At 70.6% G+C, this 16,274-nt stretch carries 15 protein-coding genes; 11 read left to right on the top strand and 4 right to left on the bottom strand.

The genetic code is table 11. The annotated features are described in order from the left end of the window. Positions 1 to 80: 80 nt before the first annotated feature. The 3 genes from ACZ592_RS08800 to ACZ592_RS08790 all read left to right on the top strand — a co-directional run bounded on the left by ACZ592_RS08800 (position 81) and on the right by ACZ592_RS08790 (position 2,706). Complete coding sequence (locus ACZ592_RS08800) at positions 81 to 1,040, top strand: ATP-binding cassette domain-containing protein (protein WP_471580817.1); 960 nt, start codon at positions 81 to 83, stop codon at positions 1,038 to 1,040. Between the two features lie 8 nt (positions 1,041 to 1,048). Then, on the top strand, positions 1,049 to 1,828 hold the full coding sequence (locus ACZ592_RS08795; RefSeq protein WP_471581397.1) for an ABC transporter permease: 780 nt from the start codon (positions 1,049 to 1,051) through the stop codon (positions 1,826 to 1,828). Positions 1,829 to 1,944: 116 nt separating this feature from the next. Then, on the top strand, positions 1,945 to 2,706 hold the full coding sequence (locus ACZ592_RS08790) for a MerR family transcriptional regulator (RefSeq protein ID WP_471580816.1): 762 nt from the start codon (positions 1,945 to 1,947) through the stop codon (positions 2,704 to 2,706). Positions 2,707 to 2,761: 55 nt separating this feature from the next. Here the strand turns inward: ACZ592_RS08790 and ACZ592_RS08785 are convergent, their stop codons facing one another. Continuing rightward, complete coding sequence (locus ACZ592_RS08785; RefSeq protein WP_471580815.1) at positions 2,762 to 3,127, bottom strand: YbjQ family protein; 366 nt, start codon at positions 3,125 to 3,127, stop codon at positions 2,762 to 2,764. Positions 3,128 to 3,289: 162 nt separating this feature from the next. Between ACZ592_RS08785 and ACZ592_RS08780 the strand changes: the two genes are divergently transcribed. Beyond that, positions 3,290 to 3,982, top strand: a complete 693-nt coding sequence (locus ACZ592_RS08780; protein ID WP_471580814.1) for a DedA family protein — start codon at positions 3,290 to 3,292, stop codon at positions 3,980 to 3,982. Between the two features lie 87 nt (positions 3,983 to 4,069). Here the strand turns inward: ACZ592_RS08780 and ACZ592_RS08775 are convergent, their stop codons facing one another. Together ACZ592_RS08775 and ACZ592_RS08770 are read right to left on the bottom strand one after the other, a co-directional pair. Next, the gene (locus ACZ592_RS08775; protein WP_471580813.1) at positions 4,070 to 5,743 is read right to left on the bottom strand and encodes a threonine/serine exporter family protein; all 1,674 of its coding nucleotides are present in this window, start codon (positions 5,741 to 5,743) and stop codon (positions 4,070 to 4,072) included. Positions 5,744 to 5,862: 119 nt separating this feature from the next. Further along, positions 5,863 to 6,354 carry an inorganic diphosphatase gene (locus ACZ592_RS08770; RefSeq protein WP_055701044.1) on the bottom strand — a complete coding sequence of 164 codons (492 nt, stop codon included), beginning with the start codon at positions 6,352 to 6,354 and terminating at the stop codon, positions 5,863 to 5,865. A gap of 355 nt (positions 6,355 to 6,709) precedes the next feature. Between ACZ592_RS08770 and dacB the strand changes: the two genes are divergently transcribed. From dacB to ACZ592_RS08735, 7 genes are all read left to right on the top strand, one after another. Next, the gene (dacB, locus tag ACZ592_RS08765; protein WP_471580812.1) at positions 6,710 to 7,972 is read left to right on the top strand and encodes a D-alanyl-D-alanine carboxypeptidase/D-alanyl-D-alanine endopeptidase; all 1,263 of its coding nucleotides are present in this window, start codon (positions 6,710 to 6,712) and stop codon (positions 7,970 to 7,972) included. A 588-nt stretch (positions 7,973 to 8,560) separates the two neighbouring features. Then, complete coding sequence (locus ACZ592_RS08760; protein ID WP_471580811.1) at positions 8,561 to 9,685, top strand: zinc-dependent metalloprotease; 1,125 nt, start codon at positions 8,561 to 8,563, stop codon at positions 9,683 to 9,685. A 234-nt stretch (positions 9,686 to 9,919) separates the two neighbouring features. Beyond that, on the top strand, positions 9,920 to 10,972 hold the full coding sequence (tilS, locus tag ACZ592_RS08755) for a tRNA lysidine(34) synthetase TilS (protein ID WP_471580810.1): 1,053 nt from the start codon (positions 9,920 to 9,922) through the stop codon (positions 10,970 to 10,972). A 54-nt stretch (positions 10,973 to 11,026) separates the two neighbouring features. Beyond that, positions 11,027 to 11,587, top strand: coding sequence for a hypoxanthine phosphoribosyltransferase (gene hpt / locus ACZ592_RS08750; RefSeq protein ID WP_471581396.1), 561 nt, complete (start codon positions 11,027 to 11,029; stop codon positions 11,585 to 11,587). A 184-nt stretch (positions 11,588 to 11,771) separates the two neighbouring features. Continuing rightward, positions 11,772 to 13,793, top strand: coding sequence for an ATP-dependent zinc metalloprotease FtsH (ftsH, locus tag ACZ592_RS08745; RefSeq protein ID WP_471580809.1), 2,022 nt, complete (start codon positions 11,772 to 11,774; stop codon positions 13,791 to 13,793). Between the two features lie 144 nt (positions 13,794 to 13,937). Further along, positions 13,938 to 14,543, top strand: coding sequence for a GTP cyclohydrolase I FolE (gene folE, locus ACZ592_RS08740; RefSeq protein ID WP_471580808.1), 606 nt, complete (start codon positions 13,938 to 13,940; stop codon positions 14,541 to 14,543). A gap of 100 nt (positions 14,544 to 14,643) precedes the next feature. Next, complete coding sequence (locus tag ACZ592_RS08735; protein WP_471580807.1) at positions 14,644 to 15,666, top strand: aldo/keto reductase; 1,023 nt, start codon at positions 14,644 to 14,646, stop codon at positions 15,664 to 15,666. Positions 15,667 to 15,742: 76 nt separating this feature from the next. Here the strand turns inward: ACZ592_RS08735 and ACZ592_RS08730 are convergent, their stop codons facing one another. After that, positions 15,743 to 16,228 carry a DUF3180 domain-containing protein gene (locus ACZ592_RS08730; protein WP_471580806.1) on the bottom strand — a complete coding sequence of 162 codons (486 nt, stop codon included), beginning with the start codon at positions 16,226 to 16,228 and terminating at the stop codon, positions 15,743 to 15,745. Positions 16,229 to 16,274: the final 46 nt, after the last annotated feature.

Raw genomic sequence — 16,274 nt, 5'->3', positions numbered from 1 at the left:
GACGAATCGGAAAGCCGGGGATACCTTTCCCCGCCTAGTCAAAATTGACTAGATGGGAACTCTGGGCTGGAGGGAGCCGGATGGCGGACGCGATCGTCGTCGAGGGTGCGCACAAGGCGTACGGGGAGAAGAAGGCACTGGACGGCCTCGACCTGCGGGTCGGCCGAGGCACGGTGCACGGGGTGCTCGGGCCGAACGGCGCGGGCAAGACCACGGCGGTACGGGTGCTCGCCACCCTGCTGCGGGCCGACGCGGGGCGCGTGGAGGTCGCGGGGCACGACGTGCGGCGCAGGCCCGACGAGGTGCGCAGGCGCATCGGGCTGCTCGGTCAGCACGCCGCGGTGGACGAGGAGCTGAGCGGCCGGCAGAACCTGGACATGTTCGGGCGGCTGTACCACCTGGGCGCCCGCCACGCGCGCGTGCGGGCCGACGAGCTCCTGGAGCGGTTCGGCCTCGCGGAGACCGGGCGCAAGGCGGTCGGGCGGTACAGCGGCGGCATGCGGCGCCGCCTGGACCTCGCGGCCTCCCTCATCACGGACCCCGAGGTGCTGTTCCTGGACGAGCCCACCACGGGCCTGGACCCGCGGGGCCGCGCAGAGGTGTGGGACTCGGTGCGCTCACTGGTCGGCGCCGGCACCACCGTGCTGCTGACCACGCAGTACCTGGAGGAGGCCGACCAGCTGGCCGACCGGATGTCGGTGATCGACGGGGGCCGGGTCGTCGCGGAGGGCACGGCGGACGACCTCAAGGCCCGGCTGGGCGGCGACCGGATCGACGTCGTGGTGCGGGACGCGGCCGACCTCGCACGCGCGGCCGGGCTGCTGCCTGAGGGCGCCGCGGTGGACCCGGACCGCCGGATGGCCTCCGCGCCCGTCACGGACCGCATGGAGGCCCTCACGGGCGTCGTACGGGCCCTGCGGGACGCCGGCATCGAGGCGGAGGACGTGGCCCTGCGCAGGCCCACGCTGGACGAGGTGTTCCTGACCCTGACCGGGCGCACCGACGAAGCGCCCCGGGGCCGTACGAAGGAGGCCGTGTGAGTACGCCGATGACCTGGGCCGTGACGGATTCCTGGACCATGACGCGGCGCGAACTGGCCCACTGGGCGCGCCAACCCGTGCAGGTCGTGGTCGGCCTCGCCTTCCCGGTGATGCTGCTGCTGATGTTCAACTACCTGATCGGCGGCGGCAAGGGCATCGCGGGGGACTACGCCGAGTTCCTGGTGCCCGGCATGTTCGCGCTGACCATGGCCTTCGGCCTGGACGCGACGATGGTCGCGGTCACCGAGGACCTCAACAAGGGCGTCATCGACCGGTTCCGCTCGATGCCGATGACCAACGGCGCCGTCCTGGTGGGGCGTTCGGTGGCCGACATGCTCCAGTCCTTCGTCTCGCTGCTCATCATGGTGGCCGTCGGGCTCGCCATCGGCTGGCGCTGGCACGGCTCGTTCGGCGCCGCGCTCGGCGCGCTCGGACTGCTCCTGCTGCTCCGGTTCGCGATGCTCTGGCTCGGCATCCACCTCGCGATGGTCGCGGGCAGGCCCGAGCTGGTGACGGCCGTGCAGATCCTCGTCTGGCCGGTCGGGTTCTTCTCGAACGCCTTCACCGTCCCGCAGAACATGCCGGACTGGCTGGGCACCGCCGTCGAGTGGAACCCGATGTCGGCGACGGCCACCGCGGTCCGCGACCTCTTCGGCAACGACCCGGGCGCGGTGCGCACCTCCTGGGCCGCGGAACACGCGGGGCTCCTCGCGGTGCTCTGGCCCGTGGTGCTGGTGGGGGTATTCCTGCCGTTGGCGGTGCGCAGGTTCTCGGCGCTGAGCAAGTAGGGCGCCCCGCGGCCTGCGGGCGGGCCGCGCCGAGCCGCACACGCATGCGGGCTTGCACCTCACGCGACGTGAGGACGCAGGCTGAGGCGCGTACCGAAAGAAGGAGGGCGGAAGCCATGAGCTATTCCGTGGGACAGGTCGCCGGTTTCGCCGGAGTGACGGTGCGCACGCTGCACCACTACGACGAGATCGGCCTGCTCGCGCCCGGCGGGCGCAGCCGCGCGGGACACCGGCGCTACAGCGACGCCGACCTGGACCGGCTGCAGCAGATCCTGTTCTACCGGGAGCTCGGCTTCCCCCTCGACGAGGTGGCCGCCCTGCTGGACGACCCGGACACGGACCCGCGCGCGCACCTGCGCCGCCAGCACGACCTGCTGACCGCCCGGATCGAGAGGCTCCAGAAGATGGCCGCCGCCGTCGAGACCGCCATGGAGGCGAAGAAGATGGGCATCAACCTCACGCCCGAGGAGAAGTTCGAGGTCTTCGGGGACCACGACCCCGACCAGTACGCCGAGGAGGTCGAGCGGCGCTGGGGCGACACCGAGGCCTACCGGGAGTCGCAGCGCAGGTCGGCCTCGTACACCAAGGACGACTGGAAGCGGATCAACGAGGAGTTCGCGGCGGTCCACGCGCGCGTGGGCGACCTGCTGGCCCGTGACGTCCCGGCCGGCTCCGAGCAGGCCATGGACGCGGCGGAGGAGCACCGCCGCTTCATCTGCGCGCACCACTACGAGTGCTCGCACGAGCTGCACACCTGCCTCGGTGAGATGTACGTCTCGGACGAGCGGTTCACGGCCTTCTACGAGGCCATCAGGGCCGGCCTCGCGGTGTACCTGCGGGACGCGATCCTGGCGAACGCGGCGCGCGCCCGTTCCTGAAGCGGTGGTCCCGGCCCCGTGCGCCGCCCGGCCCGACATGTGCGGGCCCAGCGGCTCATTCCGGGGCCAGGACCACCGCCGTGCCGTACGCGCACACCTCGGCCGCCCCGTCCAGCGCCTCCGTCACGTCGAAGCGGAACATCAGGACGGCGTTGGCGCCCCGCGCGCGTGCCTGCTCCATGAGGCGCTCCATGGCCTGGTTGCGGGTCTCCACGAGCGTCTTGGTGAGGCCCTTCAGCTCGCCGCCGATCATGGACTTCAGGCCCGCGCCGATCTGGCTGCCCAGGTGCCTGGAGCGCACGGTGAGGCCGAAGACCTCCCCGATGACCTGCTGCACGCGGTGGCCGGGCACGTCGTTCGTCGTCACGACCAGGACGTCCGAGCCGGGCTGGAGGCCGCCGCCGAAATCTTCGATTCCCATGCCGCACAGCTTTGTCCTGGTTGGTGAGGAGTGCACCCTGAGAAGAGCGGGGTGCCCGCCGGGAGAGCGATGGTGGAACCTGCCCGCACGGCTCCGCGTTGATAACTTTGGGCGGCTGCACCCGCGGCCGCACCGCCCCCTCACCCTCAGGAGCCCGGAACCGTGACGACGCTTGCGCTCGGACCAAGCTGGCTGGATCCGGATTACCTCCTGAACCAGTTCGGCCTCTGGGGCCTCCTGCTGATCGTCTTCGCCGAGTCGGGGCTGCTCATCGGCTTCTTCCTGCCGGGCGACTCGCTGCTGTTCACCACCGGCCTGCTGATCACCACGAACAAGCTGGACACGCCGCTCTGGCTGGCCTGCGTGCTGATCTGCCTCGCCGCGATCCTGGGCGACCAGGCGGGCTACCTCTTCGGCAAGAAGGTCGGGCCCTCGCTCTTCAACCGCCCGGACTCCAAGCTCTTCAAGCAGGAGAACGTGGTCAAGGCGCACGACTTCTTTGAGAAGTACGGCCCCAAGTCGCTGGTCCTGGCCCGCTTCGTGCCGATCGTGCGGACGTTCACGCCGATCATCGCCGGCGTCTCCGGCATGCGGTACCGCTCGTTCATCACGTTCAACATCATCGGCGGCGTCATGTGGGGCGCGGGCGTCACGCTGCTCGGCGCCTGGCTCGGCAACATCGAGTTCGTGCACAAGAACATCGAGGCGATCCTGATCCTGATCGTCCTCGTCTCGGTGGTCCCGATCGCCATCGAGTTCCTGCGGGCGCGCAGCAAGTCCAAGAAGGCCGTCGCCGTGGAGAGCGCCCCGGGCACGCCCCCGGCGCAGCAGCGCGGCCGCCACGCCAAGCGCTGACCACCCCGCCGGGACCCGCTGCCGGGACCGGGGCCGGTCCCGGTGCCTCCGGAGCTCAGTGCCTCTGGAGCCCGGTGCCTCTGGAAGCTAGAAGCCGCGCGTGCGCTTGGCCGCGCGGCGGGTCGCCGCCGAGGCCGCGCCCGGCACCTTCAGGATCAGCCGGGAGACCTCGCTCCCCAGGTTCACGCCGATCGCGATGGCCAGAGCCGTCGCGACGGCCTTGGTGAGCGAGTTGATGCCTGTGTTCAGGTCGTTCTGCGCCAGAGCGAGCAGCCCGAAGTACGTGGCGCTACCGGGCAGCAGCGGGCCGATCGCAGCTGTCACATAGGGCAGTGAGGACGCGAACCGGTAGCGCGAGAAGAGCTGCCCGAACAGCCCCACGAGCCCTGCCGCTAGGGCCGTCGCGGCGACGGGGGAGAGCGCCAGCGGCGTCTGCGCGAGAGCCCCGAACATGACCCATGCGATGCCGCCGTTGAGGGTCACGATCGCCACGGTGTGACGTTCCTGCTGGAGCAGGATCGCGAACGCCAGGCTCAGCGCCATGGACGCCAGGATCTGGATGACCGGCCGCGAGGAGGTCACGCCGAACTTCGTCTCCGGCGTCAGGTTCGTCGCGTCCAGCATCACGCCGAGCGACAGCACGAGCAGCACACCGCAGACGATGCCCACGATGAGGTACATGACCTCCAGGAGACGTGCGGCGGCGGTGATGTAGTAGCCGGTCAGGCCGTCCTGCACACCGGCCACCAGGGCCCGCCCCGGGATCAGCGCGAAGAGCCCACCGGTGATGACCGCGGAGGCCATCGAGGACTCCGTGTGGACGAAGCTGAGCGCCACACCCATCAGGGCGGGCGGCATCGCGGCGCCCACGAACTGGTAGAACTCCGGCAGCCCGCGCCCCGCGCACAGCCAGGCGAGCCGGTCGCCGAGCATCGCGCCGACCGCGGCCACCACGAAGACCAGCGCCCCACCGCCGACCAGCACGGAGGCGGAGCCCGCGAGGAGCCCGCTGGCCGCCGTGAGCGCCCAGCCGGGGTAGGGGTGACGATTACGCCGGATGCCCGCGAGACGGCGGTAGGCCTCCTCCAGGGAGACGTCGATGTCCGGGTCGCTGATGTCGTCCACCAGGTGGAAGACGGCCGCCAGACGGGTGTAGTCGGTGCCCCGGCGGCGCACCGTGCGGGAGGCCGTGACGGGGTCGTCCACCAGGGAGGGCTGGTGCGAGATCGACAGGAGCGTGAACGTGACGTTCGGCTCGCAGCGGTCCAGGCCGTAGGAGCGGCAGACGGCGAACATCGCCGCCTCGACGTCCTCGGCACCCTCACCGCCCGCGAGCAGCAGCTCGCCGATACGCAGCGTCAGGTCGAGCACGCGCGGTACGGCGGGCCCTGTCTCGTCCTCCTGCTTCTGCGCGGCCTCCGGCGCGGGCCGCTCGGCGACCGGCATGCGCAGCATCGTGCGCATCTGGTCCTGCCAGGGCACTTCCTTGGTGAGCTTCACCAGAGGGATGCCCTGCGCGGGCGTGAAGGCCTGCGGGGCGTTGCGGGAGCTGTAGGTGTGCGGCGTGGTGAACGCCGACTTCTCGGTCTCCTGGGTCGTCGAGGACGGCGTCGCGAAGCCCGTGGGGAGGGCGAACTCGGACGTCGTCTGGGACTCGTCCTCAGGAGCCGGTGGCTGCGCCACCACCCCGCTGGGCTGCACGAAGGCGCTGCGGGCCTCGTCCGACTGAGGCTTACGGTCCTCGGCCTCCTGCTCGGCCACTGATGCCCTCACATTTCATACGTCTCGTACGCACCCTCCGTATGGCCAGTATGGGCACAGATACACGAACGGGCCGCGCGACCCCCGTTGGGTCGCACGGCCCGTCCGGGGCGAGTGGCTCAGTGGCCGCCCTCGTCCTTGAAGCGCTTGTAGGAACGCTCGATCTCGGCCTCGGCGTCCGCGCGGCCGACCCAGTCGGCACCCTCGACGGACTTGCCGGGCTCCAGGTCCTTGTAGACCTCGAAGAAGTGCTGGATCTCCAGGCGGTCGAACTCGGAGACGTGGTGGATGTCCCGGAGGTGCTCCACGCGGGGGTCGGAGGCCGGCACGCAGAGCAGCTTGTCGTCGCCGCCCGCCTCGTCGGTCATCCGGAACATGCCGATGGCGCGGCACTTGATCAGGCAGCCCGGGAAGGTCGGCTCGTCCAGGATGACCAGGGCGTCCAGCGGGTCACCGTCCTCGCCGAGGGTGTTCTCGACGAAGCCGTAGTCCGCGGGGTAGCTGGTCGACGTGAAGAGGCGACGGTCCAGACGGATCCGGCCGGTCTCGTGGTCCACCTCGTACTTGTTCCGCGAACCCTTCGGAATCTCGATGGTGACGTCGAACTCCACGGGTGGCTCCTCCATGATCAGCACATACTTCGGGTGATTAAGTGTCCCTCACGCAGATGTGTGATCGCGAAAGGGGCTGGTCGTCGTGCCGGAGCTCAAGCCTTGGCAGCGGCCTGCACAGCTTTTGAGACAGCTGTCCAAGCCCTCCGCCGGCAAGCTCCCCGGGTTCTCCGGGAAGCTCACGACCTTGCAGCTCACGGCTGGTGCCGCCGCCTTCGGCCTGGTCATCGCGGCCGGGGCGGTGGCCGCGGCCGGCCCGTGGGACTCCTCAGGGCAGCGTACGGCGGAGCGGGACCGGGCCGCTTCCCAGGAGGCTTGGGGTGGCGCAGATCACGCTGGTCGTGCGCCGGGGAGCGTGCCCGAATCGGCACCGAGCGCCCCTTCTGTGCTCGCCGGCCTCGGCGCGCCCGCGGGCACGGCGCCCTCGCCCACGGACGGTGCCCTGGCGGAAGTACTCGATCCGCTCATGAAGGATCCGGCGCTCGGCCCGGAGCGCTCGGCCGTCGTCCTCGACGCGGCCTCCGGGAAGCGGGTCTACGGCAAGGGCGCGGGCGACGGCCTCACCCCCGCGTCGACCATCAAGATCGCCACGGCGGTCGCGGCGCTCTCCGCGGCGGGCCCGGACCACCGCATCGCCACGAAGACGGTCATCGAGCCCGACTCCGACGCGCACGACGTCGTCCTGGTCGGCGGCGGCGACCCCACGCTCACCGCCCGCAAGGACGGCCGCTACACCGACACCGCGGCCAGCCTGCGCACGCTCGCCAAGGACACGGCCCGCTCCCTGAAGAACCGTGACATCGACGAGGTGACGCTCTCGTACGACACGTCGCTGTACTCCGGACCGGCACAGCACCCCATCGGCCCCAACGAGAACATCACGCCGGTCAGCGCCCTGATGGCCGACGAGGGCCGGCTCGACGACTCCTCCAGCGGGCCCGCACCGCGCGCGGGGGACCCGGCGGGCGACGCGGCGAAGAAGTTCGCGGGCTTCCTCAAGGACCACGGCATCAAGACCAAGGCGGACCCAGGCCCCTCCAAGGCCTCGGAGCGCGCCGAATCCCTTGCCAAGGTCGAGTCGCCGCCGTTGGCCGCCCTGGTCGAGCGGATGCTGACGCACAGCGACAACGACATCGCCGAGGCGCTGGCGCGCCAGGCGGCCGTGGCCGCGAAGGAGCCGGCGAGCTTCGACGGCGCGGGCCGGGCGGTCCGCGCCCGGCTCGACAAGCTCGGCCTCCCGCTCCCGGGCACGAAGTTCGCCGACGGCAGCGGCCTGGACCGGGCCGACCGGATCTCCGCCGAACTGCTCGCCGCGCTCCTGGACCGCGCCGCCGACCCGTCCCGCCCCGAACTGCGCTCCGTGGTGACGGGCCTGCCCGTCGCGGGCTTCACCGGCACGCTCGTCGACCGCTACCCCAAGGACTCGCCCGGCACCGGAGTCGTCCGCGCCAAGACCGGCACGCTGACGGGCGTGAACAGCCTGGCGGGCACGGTGGTCGACGCGGACGGCCGCCTCCTGGTCTTCGCCTTCATGACGACGGGAACGACGGACCCCGGGGCGGCCCAGTCGACCCTGGACCACATGGCATCCACCGTGGCGAACTGCGGCTGCCGCTGACGGGACGGGCGCGGCGGGCGCACCAGGGGCACGAGGAACGCTCCCGCCCTTTGGCGGAACTCGGTGTTGGGCCGAGCCGAAGGGTCCCTGGGGGCGCGGGGGACTGCGCGCCCGGCCTCATCCGGCCCGCGGCCGAACGGGCAGCCTCCCCCTGGCGGGATTCGGCGTCGGGCCGAGCCGAAGGGTCCCCAGGGGCGCGGGGAACTGCGCGCCCAGCCCCCACCCGCCCCGCGGCCGAACGAGGAACGCTCCCGCCCTTTGGCGGAACTCGGTGTTGGTCCGAGCCGAAGGGTCCCTGGGGGCGCGGGGAACTGCGCGCCCGGCCTCATCCGGCCCGCGGCCGAACGAGGAACGCTCCCGCCTCTTGGCGGAACTCGGCGTCGGGCCGAGCCGAAGGGTCCCCAGGGGCGCGAGGAACTGCGCGCCCGGCCCCCACCCGCCCCGCGGGGAACTGCGCGCCCGGCCCCACCCGCCCCGCGGCCGAACGAGGAACGCTCCTGCCCCCTAGGGGCGACGCGGCCCGCGCACCGGGGCAAGTCAGGGGTGCAAGCCCCTCCACGAGAGGGAGCGAGCACGTACCGTTGACGCATGACGAGCATCGGTGGTGCGGAGATGGTCGACTGGAATCTCGCGGTGGCGACCGCGACCCGACTCGTACGGCCGGGTCCAGAGGTGAGCAGGGACGAGGCGCGTGCCGTCGTCTCCGAGCTCCGACGGCACGCCAAGTCCTCGGAGGAACACGTCCGTTCCTTCACGGGCATGGGGACGGCGGCGACCCACGACACCCCGGTCCTCGTGGTCGACCGGGCCGGCTGGGTCCGGGCCAACGTGGCGGGCTTCCGCGAGATCCTCAAGCCCCTCCTCGACAAGATGCAGGACCGCCGCGGCCCCGGCGGCGCCGTCCTCGGCGCGGTCGGCGGCAAGGTGACCGGCGTGGAGCTGGGCATGCTCCTGTCCTTCCTCGCCTCCCGTGTCCTCGGGCAGTACGAGACGTTCGCCCCGGCCACCCGTGAGCTCCCCGCGGGGGCGAACGGCGCGGGCAGGCTCCTCCTGGTCGCCCCGAACATCGTGCACGTCGAGCGCGAACTGGACGTGGACCCGCACGACTTCCGCCTCTGGGTCTGCCTCCACGAGGAGACGCACCGCACCCAGTTCACCGCCGTGCCCTGGCTGCGCGACCACCTCGAAGGCGAGATCCAGTCCTTCCTCGGCGAGACCGAGGTCGACCCGATGACGGTCCTGGAGCGCATCAGGGAGGCCGCCCAGTCGCTCGCGGGCGGGCGCGGCGAACCGGCGGGCGACGAGGCCGCCGACGAGGGCCGCTCCCTGGTCGAGCTGGTGCAGACCCCCGCCCAGCGCGAGATCCTCGCCCGTCTGACCGCGGTGATGTCCCTCCTGGAGGGGCACGCGGACTTCGTGATGGACGGCGTCGGCCCGGCCGTCGTGCCGTCCGTCGGCGAGATCCGCGAGAAGTTCAAGGAGCGGCGGGCGCGTGGCGCGAGCCGCCTCGACCAGGCCCTGCGCAAGCTCCTCGGCCTTGACGCGAAATTGCGCCAGTACCGGGACGGCGAGCGCTTCGTGCGCGCGGTCGTGAACGAGGTCGGTATGGACGGCTTCAACCGCGTGTGGACTTCGCCGAACACCCTGCCCACGAAGGCGGAGATCGCCAAACCGGCGGACTGGGTCGCGCGGGTGCACCGTAAGGGAGACTGAGGGACCGGATGCGGCCGATGGCAGGAGAACGCCCCCGCAATCACCCGTCCGAGGGACCGTAGGCGATGGGTAGGCGTGCAATGCTCGGGGAACGGCTCGGCTCTGTCACCATCGACACACTCTGAGTGACCGAACTCGAGGGAAAGAAGGACTCCACTGGGTCCGGATGTCCCGAGTGGGTCCTGAGTGACTGATCCGAGGCTCACCCCCCGAACTTCATGAAGGGAACCGGACATGGGTCCCCATCCTGCGGTCGCGGCGATACGCCTGGCGGTCCGCCGCGTACTCCACGACGTACTGACCGACGTACAGCGCAGCGCCGAGGTCCAGCGCAGCACCGAGAACGACCCCCCACACTCCCCCCACGAGCAGGCCCCGCCGCTCGTGCTCGTCGCATGCTCGGGCGGCGCCGACTCCATGGCGCTCGCCTCCGCCCTCGCCTTCGAAGCCCCCAAGCTGGGTATCCGCGCCGGCGGCGTCACCGTCGACCACGGCCTGCAGCCCGGGTCGGACCTGCGGGCCGCCGAGGTCGTCGTGCGGCTCACCGCGCTCGGCCTGGCTCCGGTCGAGGCGGTCGCCGTGGACGTGGGCCGCGACGGAGGCCCCGAGGCCGCCGCCCGCGACGCCCGCTACGCCGCCCTGGATGCCGCCGCCGAACGGCATTCAGCAGCGGCGGTCCTGCTCGGGCACACCCGCGACGACCAGGCCGAGACCGTCCTGCTCGGTCTCGCCCGCGGCTCCGGGATCCGCTCCCTGTCCGGAATGGCGGCGACCTCGGGGGCCGCCGGCCGTTACCGCCGTCCCTTCCTGCACATCGACCGGCAGACCGCCCGCAAGGCCTGCATGGTCCAGTCGCTGCCCGTCTGGGACGACCCGCACAACGCCGATCCCGCCTACACCCGCTCCCGGCTGCGTCACGAGGGCCTGCCCGCCCTGGAGAAGGCGCTCGGCAAAGGAGTCGTCGAGGCACTCGCCCGCACGGCCCAACTGTCCCGGGACGATGCCGACGCCCTCGACTGGTGGGCCGCGCAGGCCGAGGCGACCGTGCGCGACGGCGCGGGACTCCTGGAGTGCGCCAAGCTCTACGCCCTGCCGCCCGCCGTGCGCCGTCGCATCGTGCGCAGGGCGGCCATCGAGGCCGGGGCACCCGCCGGTTCGCTGTTCTCCCGGCACATCGAGGAGGTCGACCGCCTGATCACCGGCTGGCGCGGCCAGGGGGCCATCAATCTCCCGGGCAAAGTCGTGGCCCAGCGGCAGGGTGGCAGACTGGTGATCCGGCAAGGCTGACGAGAGGCCCGCGTTCGTCGCGGGCCCTGTCGGCCGGTGGGACGACCGAAAGTGATGCTGGTGGACGCGAAAGACATGGGCACCGACCTCAAGTCGGTGCTCATCACCAAGGAAGAGATCGACGCGAAGCTGGCTGAGCTGGCCGCGAAGGTCGACGCGGAGTACGCGGGCAAGGACCTGCTGATCGTCGGCGTCCTCAAGGGCGCGGTGATGGTCATGGCGGACCTGGCGCGTGCGCTGTCCACCCCCGTCACGATGGACTGGATGGCCGTGTCGTCGTACGGCGCGGGCACCCAGTCGTCCGGCGTCGTGCGGATCCTCAAGGACCTGGACACCGACATCAAGGGCAAGCACGTCCTGATCGTCGAGGACATCATCGACTCCGGCCTGACGCTGTCCTGGCTGCTGTCGAACCTCGGCTCGCGCGAGCCCGCCTCGCTCGAGGTGTGCACGCTGCTGCGCAAGCCGGAGGCGGCGAAGGTCGCGATCGACGTGAAGTGGATCGGCTTCGACATTCCGAACGAGTTCGTGGTGGGTTACGGCCTCGACTTCGCGGAGAAGTACCGCAACCTCCCGTTCGTCGGAACGCTCGCCCCGCATGTCTACGGTGGCTGACGTTCCGTAACACCGTGTACGGCGCCGGGGAACCCTCACCCGTTTCCCGCCGTTGAAGCATGCGAAGGCGGGATTGCCAGCAGTCCCGGGCGGCTTCGGGTGACAATGCTGGGGTACCGTCCGAAGAACAGTCTTTATCAAACTCACTATGGCAGGAGGGACGGGGCGTCATCGCTCCGTATGGATGGACGTGAAGCGATACTTCCGTGGGCCAGTCATGTGGATCGTGCTGGCCGTCCTTGCCGTGGTCGTGTTGATGCAGGTCGTCGGCTCGTCCGGCGGCTACAAGACGGTGGACACCGGCCAGGTCGTTCAGGCGATCGACAAGAACCAGGTCGAGTCGGCCAAGCTCACCACCGGTGACGAGCAGATCATCAAGGTCGAGCTCAAGGACGGCCAGAAGGTCAAGGACAGCAGCAAGATCCAGGCGAGCTACATCGGCGACCAGGGCGTCGACCTCGCCAAGTCCTTGCAGGCCAAGTACGAGAGCAAGGACATCCCGGACGGTTACACCGTCTCCCCGTCGAAGCAGAATCCCTTCGTCGGCATTCTGCTCTCCCTGCTCCCCTTCGTCCTCATCGTCGTTGTCTTCCTGTTCCTGATGAATCAGATGCAGGGCGGCGGCTCCCGGGTCATGAACTTCGGGAAGTCCAAGGCCAAGCTCATCACCAAGGACACCCCGAAGACGACCTTCTCCGATGTGGCGGGTTCCGACGAGGCCGTCGAGGAGCTCCACGAGATCAAGGAGTTCCTGCAGGAGCCGGCGAAGTTCCAGGCCGTCGGCGCCAAGATTCCCAAGGGCGTGCTCCTCTACGGTCCGCCCGGTACGGGTAAGACGCTTCTCGCGCGCGCCGTCGCCGGCGAGGCCGGGGTGCCGTTCTACTCGATCTCCGGTTCCGACTTCGTCGAGATGTTCGTCGGTGTCGGTGCCTCCCGTGTCCGTGACCTCTTCGAGCAGGCCAAGGCGAACGCCCCGGCGATCGTCTTCGTCGACGAGATCGACGCGGTGGGTCGCCACCGCGGTGCCGGTCTCGGCGGTGGCCACGATGAGCGCGAGCAGACGCTGAACCAGCTGCTCGTCGAGATGGACGGCTTCGACGTGAAGGGCGGCGTCATCCTGATCGCCGCCACGAACCGGCCCGACATCCTCGACCCGGCGCTGCTGCGCCCGGGCCGTTTCGACCGGCAGATCGCCGTCGACCGCCCGGACATGCAGGGCCGTCTGGAGATCCTCAAGGTTCACCAGAAGGGCAAGCCGGTCGCCCCGGACGTCGACCTGTCGGCCGTCGCGCGGCGCACGCCGGGCTTCACCGGCGCCGACCTGAGCAACGTGCTCAACGAGGCGGCGCTGCTCACCGCGCGCAGCGACTTGAAGCTGATCGACAACTCCATGCTGGACGAGGCGATCGACCGCGTCGTGGCGGGCCCGCAGAAGCGCACCCGGATCATGTCCGACAAGGAAAAGAAGATCACCGCGTACCACGAGGGCGGACACGCCCTGGTCGCGGCGGCCTCACCGAACTCGGACCCGGTCCACAAGATCACGATCCTCTCCAGAGGCCGGGCCCTCGGCTACACGATGGTCCTGCCCGAAGAGGACAAGTACTCGACCACGCGCAACGAGATGCTCGACCAGCTGGCGTACATGCTGGGCGGGCGCGCGGCCGAGGAGCTCGTCTTCCACGACCCGACGACGGGCGCGGCGAACGACATCGAGAAGGCCACGGGTACGGCCCGCGCGATGGTCACGCAGTACGGCATGACCGAGCGGCTCGGCGCGATCAAGTTCGGCGGTGACAACAGCGAGCCCTTCCTGGGGCGCGAGATGGGTCACCAGCGGGACTACTCGGAAGAGGTCGCGGCCCTGGTCGACGAAGAGGTCAAGAAGCTCATCGAGACCGCGCACAACGAAGCGTGGGAGATCCTCGTCGAGAATCGCGACATCCTCGACAACCTGGTTCTCCAGCTCCTCGAGAAGGAGACCCTGGGCAAGGAGCAGATCGCCGAGGTCTTCGCCGGAATCGTGAAGCGCCCGGCCCGCCCGGCGTGGACCGGTTCCTCCCGGCGCACGCCCTCCACCCGCCCGCCGGTGCTCTCCCCCAAGGAGCTGTCGCTGACGAACGGTGCGAACGGCGCCACGCCCGCGGTGACCGCGGGCACGGAGCAGCCCATCGAGGTGGCCCCCGAGGACCGCCCCGAGAGCTGACCCCGCCTGCCTCAGCAGGCCCGGAATGGATGCCGCGCCCCCCTGGTTCTAGCCTGGGGGGCGCGGCTTGTTTTGTACGCCCGCCATAGGCACGCTCACCCCCGCGGACAGGCAGACGCGGGAACGCACAGGAACGAGGCACAGATGACCGACCCCGTGACGCTCGACGGCGAGGGCTCGATCGGTGAGTTCGACGAGAAGCGGGCCGAGAACGCCGTGCGTGAGCTGCTGATCGCCGTGGGGGAGGACCCCGACCGCGAAGGTCTCAGGGAGACTCCGGGGCGCGTGGCGCGGGCGTACAAGGAGATATTCGCAGGGCTCTGGCAGAAGCCGGAGGACGTCCTGACGACGACGTTCGACCTCGGGCACGACGAGATGGTCCTGGTGAAGGACATCGAGGTCATGAGCTCGTGCGAACACCATCTGGTGCCGTTCGTGGGCGTCGCGCACGTCGGGTACATCCCGTCCTCCGACGGCAAGATCACGGGCCTGTCCAAGCTCGCCAGGCTCGTGGACGTGTACGCGCGCAGGCCCCAGGTCCAGGAGCGCCTGACGACGCAGATCGCCGACTCCCTGATGGAGATACTGGAACCGCGGGGCGTCATCGTGGTCGTGGAGTGCGAGCACATGTGCATGACGATGCGGGGCGTGCGCAAGCCCGGCGCCAAGACCATCACCTCCGCGGTGCGCGGCCAGCTCCGCGACCCGGCGACGCGCAATGAGGCGATGAGTCTGATCATGGCCCGCTGAGCCGGGTCCGTATCGGATGATCCTCCCAACTCCCGGTGGGTGATCGCGCGTTGGCCTGAACCGGTCGACGAGTGCCGGTGGTGGCCGAAAGACTGCGTGTATGACGAATAGAAGCGAGCAGTCTTCCGCGGAGCGGCGTGCGCTGCCCACCCGCACGCTGGGCGGCCTGGAGGTCTCCGCCCTCGGTTACGGCGCCATGGTGCTCTCCCCGGGGGTGTACGGCGAGGTCGACGACGAGCGCGGCGAGCGGGCGGTCCGCGCCGCGGTCGACGCGGGCGCCCGGATCATCGACACCTCCGACGGCTACGGCACCGACGGGCACAACGAACAGCTCATCGGCCGGGCCCTGAAGGGGCGCAGGGACCAGGTCGCGATAGCCACCAAGTTCGGCTTCCGGCTTCCCGACGGTGTGGAGCCGCACCCCTTCCCCATCGGGTACGCGTTCGGTGAGCTGGCGGTCAACGCCGACCCCCGGCACGTACGCGGCTACGCCGAGGCGAGCCTGCGGGGTCTGGGGACGGATTACATCGACCTGTACTACCCGCACTTCCCGGACCCGCGGATACCTCTGGAGGAGACCGTCGGCGCGGTCGCCGAGCTCGTCGAGGACGGCCTCGTGCGGTACCTGGGGCTCTCGAACGTGACGGCCGACCAGCTGCGGGCCGCGCACGCCGTGCACCCCGTGGCGGCGGTGCAGATCGAGTGGTCGATGTGGAAGCCCGCCGAGCCGGAGATGCTCGCGACGGCGCGCGAGCTGGGGGTCGGGCTCGTGCCCTGGTCGCCGCTGGGCGCCGGGTTCCTGACCGGCACGGTCGGCCGGGTCGAGGAGGGCGACTTCCGGCAGAACGCGCCGCGCTTCGACGCGGCCAACCTGAAGGCGAACAACGACCGTTTCGCGCCCGTGCGGGGCATCGCGGAGGAGCTGGACGTCACCCCGGCCCAGCTCGCGCTGGCCTGGCTGCTGCACCAGGACCCGAACGTGGTGCCGATCCCCGGCAGCCGTACGCCCCGGCACATCGAGGAGAACCTCGCGGCGGCGCACGTGAAGCTGGAGGCGGACGTCCTGGCCCGCCTGGAGCGGATCCTGGGCGAGACGCAGGTGGAGGGCGGAACGCTGCTGTAGCGGCCGCTGAGGGCCACTGAGGGGGCTGCTGAGGCCACTGGAGCGGCCGGGGCGGCTCTCCGGTGCGGGCGGGTCCCTACGCCGCCGGGGCCGTCCCGTCGTTCTCGTCGTCGTCCTCGGGGAGCTTGCAGACCCGCTCCATGAAGAAGGCGGCCGCTATCACCGCGATGCCCATCAGGACCGAGAGCCCGGCGTACACCGCCTGGTCGCGGCGGGGCGGTACGTCGAGGAACTCGAGCAGGAACGCGCCCGTGCCGCCGTACATCCCGGCGACCAGTGCCGCGACCAGGGCGCTGGCCTGGCCGAAGACGACGGCGCGGGCGGCCATCATCGGCTCGACGCCCTTCGCGCCGGGCCGCCGCTCACGCTGGGCGCGCAGGCGGGACCGGATCGAGAGAGCGGTCGCGAGGAGGACGACGGCGATGACCGCGAGCACGATGGGCGCGGCCAGCGGGACGCGCGGCAGCGTGCCCACGGAGTCCCACAGCCGGGCGCCCGACCAGGACAGCACTCCGGCCGCGAGAAAGAGGCCGGCCAGCGTCCTGATGCGCAGTTGCTTCACGGGTGACCCTTCATCGGCTTGCTTACCTCGACCGCCTTCTGTATCG

Source organism: Streptomyces sp. NPDC040622, assembly GCF_055593965.1.
Note: the sequence above shows the minus strand (reverse complement) of the source record. Positions and strands in the feature narration are given on the sequence as shown.